5 protein-coding genes are annotated in these 3,945 nt (G+C 48.3%); all 5 read left to right on the top strand.

Going from position 1 to position 3,945, the window contains the following annotated elements; all coding sequences use genetic code 11:
* Positions 1 to 290 precede the first annotated feature (290 nt).
* Complete coding sequence (gene atpB, locus ACESLU_RS12575; protein WP_372638988.1) at positions 291 to 1,325, top strand: F0F1 ATP synthase subunit A; 1,035 nt, start codon at positions 291 to 293, stop codon at positions 1,323 to 1,325.
* A gap of 61 nt (positions 1,326 to 1,386) precedes the next feature.
* Positions 1,387 to 1,602, top strand: coding sequence for an ATP synthase F0 subunit C (gene atpE, locus ACESLU_RS12570; protein ID WP_073058961.1), 216 nt, complete (start codon positions 1,387 to 1,389; stop codon positions 1,600 to 1,602).
* A gap of 33 nt (positions 1,603 to 1,635) precedes the next feature.
* The gene (gene atpF / locus ACESLU_RS12565) at positions 1,636 to 2,151 is read left to right on the top strand and encodes a F0F1 ATP synthase subunit B (protein WP_372638987.1); all 516 of its coding nucleotides are present in this window, start codon (positions 1,636 to 1,638) and stop codon (positions 2,149 to 2,151) included.
* A 14-nt stretch (positions 2,152 to 2,165) separates the two neighbouring features.
* Positions 2,166 to 2,714, top strand: coding sequence for an ATP synthase F1 subunit delta (atpH, locus tag ACESLU_RS12560; protein WP_372638986.1), 549 nt, complete (start codon positions 2,166 to 2,168; stop codon positions 2,712 to 2,714).
* Positions 2,715 to 2,747: 33 nt separating this feature from the next.
* The coding region (gene atpA, locus ACESLU_RS12555; RefSeq protein WP_372638985.1) for a F0F1 ATP synthase subunit alpha at positions 2,748 to 3,945 on the top strand (1,198 nt) is incomplete at its 3' end.

The following is a 3,945-nucleotide window of genomic DNA, read 5'->3' as shown; positions in this document are numbered from 1 at the left end:
TATGGGGGAGTTGGCGCTGGCTTATCTGTTGAGTTTTCTTTTCGTAGCATCCTACTATCCTGTGCTCCGGAATTTTCGGAATAAAAGGCACAAGATATTTTACCGGCGGTTTTGGACAATTCTGTCCCTGCGTTTTGTGTTCGTTATCATTATGCTGGTCGTTATTTTAATGGTGACAAAATTCCACCAAATTTATTTTACAGTTAGTTTCATAATTTTGTATATTCTCCATTCTGTAATTGAGATCATTTTAATCAACAAAATCCTGCAAACTGACAACTAAAAAGTAAATGCTACAGGCCTTTCGGCGCGTTTTCGTCTCCTTACTGATTTTCTTTTGTGTTATCCCTTTTGTAAAAGCTGCAGAGACCGACGAACAGAGTTCGGATTCTCCCATCGATGTTATAGGAAAGGTCGTTGACCATCATTATTTGGATTTGCCGGGTTATGAATTGCATCTTCCGCGCATCCTGCTGGTTGATGGAGAATGGTATTTCTATTCGAGTACCCAGGCCGCCCTGGACTCAGGAGCGTTTGTTGAAGAAGACGGAGCGCTCGTTCCCGCCGGCGGAGGGGAGATTTCCCTGGATATGTCCATAACCTCTCATCTTATGTATGTATGGTTTGGGGTGTTGTTGACGCTATGGCTGACAATCGCCATGGCCCGCCGTTACAACAGGGGAACAGGGAGGAAAACAGAACCCAGGGGATGGTTTCAGAATCTTTTTGAGATTACCTTTGTGTTTGTTCAGGATGAAATTGCACAGAAAAACATTCCGGACGACAAGTACCGTAAATTTGTTCCCTATCTTTTTGCCGTCTTTATAGCTATTACCTTTATGAACTTGTTTGGCTTAATGCCCTGGGGCGTTACGGCAACGGCTGATATTACGGTAACGGCTATTTTGGCTTTTTTCACCTTTGTGATCACGCAGTGGAACGGCTCTAAAGATCACTGGGAGCATGTGTTTTGGTTTCCGGGCGTGCCGCCGTTAATGCGTATTATTCTTACGCCCATTGAAATTATCGGGCTTTTTACCAAGCCTTTTGCCCTGGCTGTTCGTCTGTTTGCAAACATGCTTTCGGGCAAAATTATGATCATCTGTATCTTGGGGCTGATCTTTATTTTTACGGATCTTTTCGGAGCGGCTGCGGGCGTGAGCGTGAGTTTCCTGTCGGTTCCCCTGACGGTCGCCTTATACATATTAAAAGCATTTATCGGAGTCTTGCAGGCTTATATATTTACGCTGCTTTCAGCCGTGTTCATCGGGATGGCAGCGGAAGAGCACGAGCATCATGAAGAAGGAATTGAGGCTCATGCTTAACTCTACTTTTTTACTCATACTCAATAATCCAAACAACAACTAAACATAACAGGTAAATACTATGGGTTTATTAGCAGCAGGAATCGGAGCAGGAATTGTAGCAGTCGGAGCCGGTATCGGAATCGGGATGATCGGTAAAGGTGCTACCGAAAGTATTGCTCGTCAACCTGAAGCTTCCGGCGATATTCGCGGTGCCATGATTTTGACGGCTGCCCTTATTGAGGGTGTGGCGCTTATTGGTGCTATTGTCTGTATTCTTCTCGCGCTCGGAGTGTAAACAAATAACAGATAATCTTACAAACACCGAATCATGACGCTATTATTAGCAGGTGGAGGCGGAATACTCTCCTTTAACGGGGGGTTCGCTATCTGGGTCCTTATTACTATGATCCTCTTTTTGTGGATCATGGGAAAATATGCCGTACCTCTCATTATGGATTCGCTCGAGGAGCGGGAAAGTCGCATCAAAGATTCTCTGGAGTCGGCCGAAAAGGCTCTCAGCAGGGCTGAAAAGCTTTCCAAAGATAATGAGAAGGCACTGAGGGAAGCGGAACGAAAAGCTCAGCAAATTCGGAAAGAAGCAATCGAGGATGCAGAGATGCTCCGTGCCGAGCGGATTGAGAAGTCCAAGGAAGAGGCTGCCCAACTGATTAGCCAGGCTAAAGAAACGATTGAGCAGGAAAAGAAACGCGCGCTCATGGAGCTTCGCGATGAAGTTGTTCATCTGGCCATGCAGTCTGCCTCCAAAATAATCGATGCTGAACTGGATACCCGGAAAAACAGCGAATTGGTGGATAACTTTATCGAAGACGTCTCTAAAAACTAAGGTTTATAAGGCAGATGCATTCAACCAAAGCGGCCAGAAGATATGCCACGGCTCTTTTAGAGGTGGCAAAAGAGCGGAACGAGCTTGATCAAATTCTCGATGATATTATCCTCATCCGGAATACCATGGAGGGCTCAAAAGAGCTTGTAACGTTTTTAAAAAGTCCGATTATCAAATTTGATGACAAGGTAGCGGTACTCGAGGAGCTTTTTTTTGACGACTTGCAGGAAGCTACCCGGCTTTTTATCAACTTGCTGGCGCGCAAAGACCGCATAAATCTGCTGGTGGATGTCGTGAACGCTTTCGTCGCCAAACATAAAGAGCATGCCGGCATTATTACCATTGACGTGTTTGTCGCTGAGGAGCTGAATGAGGGGCAGCGGGAATCCCTGCACCGCACGCTGGAGAAAAAAACGCAGAAGAAAGTGGACCTCAATCTCATCCTTGATGAATCACTCATGGGAGGAATGGCTGTTCGCATTGACGACACGGTCATTGATGGTACGGTTAAGCATCAATTGGCCAAGCTTGAAGAATCCCTGCTTTCAACTGCTGTAGAATAGAAATTAAATACGTTTTAAATCACATTAAAACCAATGAGTCAAGTTAGACCAGACGAAGTTTCAGCAATATTACGAAAACAATTGTCCGGCTTCGACAACGAAGCGGACGTCTATGACGTGGGAACGGTCCTCGAAGTAGGGGACGGCATTGCCCGCGTATACGGTTTGTCTAAAGTACAGGCCGGAGAGCTTGTGGATTTGCCCGATTCTAAAGACAAGGACGGGAATTCTGTCCGCGGAATGGTGCTGAACCTCGAAGAAGATAATGTGGGTATCGTGCTCTTTGGCTCTATCAGCGCCGTTGAGGAGGGAGATACGGTACGAAGGACCAAGGATATCGCATCTATTAATGTAGGCGATGGCCTGCTGGGTCGTGTGATCGACCCGCTGGGACGACCGCTTGACGGCAAGGGGCCGGTCTCCGGGGATACGATCCGCATCCCGCTGGAGCGCAAAGCGCCGGGCGTTATTTACAGGGAACCGGTAACGGAACCGGTACAGACGGGGATTAAAGCGATCGATTCCCTGATTCCCATCGGTCGGGGACAGCGGGAGCTGATTATCGGAGACCGCCAGACGGGAAAAACCTCCGTTGCGGTTGATACGATCATTAACCAGCGGGAAACACAGGATACCGATAAGCCTGTGCATTGTATTTATGTAGCCGTGGGTCAAAAAGGTTCCACCGTGGCAGGCATCGCGAAAGCCCTGGAAGATAACAATGCGATCGATTATTCTATCATTGTGTCAGCTCCGGCCAGCTCAAGCGCGCCGATGCGCTTTATCGCTCCCTTTGCGGGTGCGGCAATCGGGGAATATTTCCGGGATACCGGCCGACATGCCCTGGTGATCTATGACGACCTTTCGAAACAGGCTGTGGCTTATCGCGAGCTCTCGCTCTTGTTGAGGCGGCCGCCGGGACGTGAGGCCTACCCGGGTGATGTTTTTTATCTGCACAGTCGCCTGCTGGAGCGTGCGGCCAAAATTATTGACGACAATGAGATTGCAAAACAGATGAATAATGTGCCCGACCAGCTAAAGCCGCTGATGAAAGGCGGCGGATCCATGACGGCCCTGCCCATTATTGAGACGCAGGCCGGGGACGTCTCCGCTTATATTCCGACGAACGTGATCTCGATTACAGACGGACAGATTTTCCTGGATACCGACCTGTTTAACTCGGGCGTTCGTCCCGCCATCGATGTCGGTACTTCGGTGTCGCGCGTGGGCG

The organism is Fodinibius sp. (assembly GCF_041642155.1).
Taxonomy (GTDB): Bacteria; Bacteroidota; Rhodothermia; order Balneolales; family Balneolaceae; genus Fodinibius.
The sequence above is the reverse complement of the archived record's forward strand: the minus strand, read 5'-3'. Positions and strand labels throughout refer to the sequence as shown.

What these genes read in the sequence shown, in the direction of transcription:
- atpB (WP_372638988.1), top strand. Translation starts at nt 291, where the DNA reads ATGCTACAGGCCTTTCGGCGCGTTTTCGTCTCCTTACTGATTTTCTTT.
- atpE (WP_073058961.1), top strand. Translation starts at nt 1,387, where the DNA reads ATGGGTTTATTAGCAGCAGGAATCGGAGCAGGAATTGTAGCAGTCGGA.
- atpF (WP_372638987.1), top strand. Translation starts at nt 1,636, where the DNA reads ATGACGCTATTATTAGCAGGTGGAGGCGGAATACTCTCCTTTAACGGG.
- atpH (WP_372638986.1), top strand. Translation starts at nt 2,166, where the DNA reads ATGCATTCAACCAAAGCGGCCAGAAGATATGCCACGGCTCTTTTAGAG.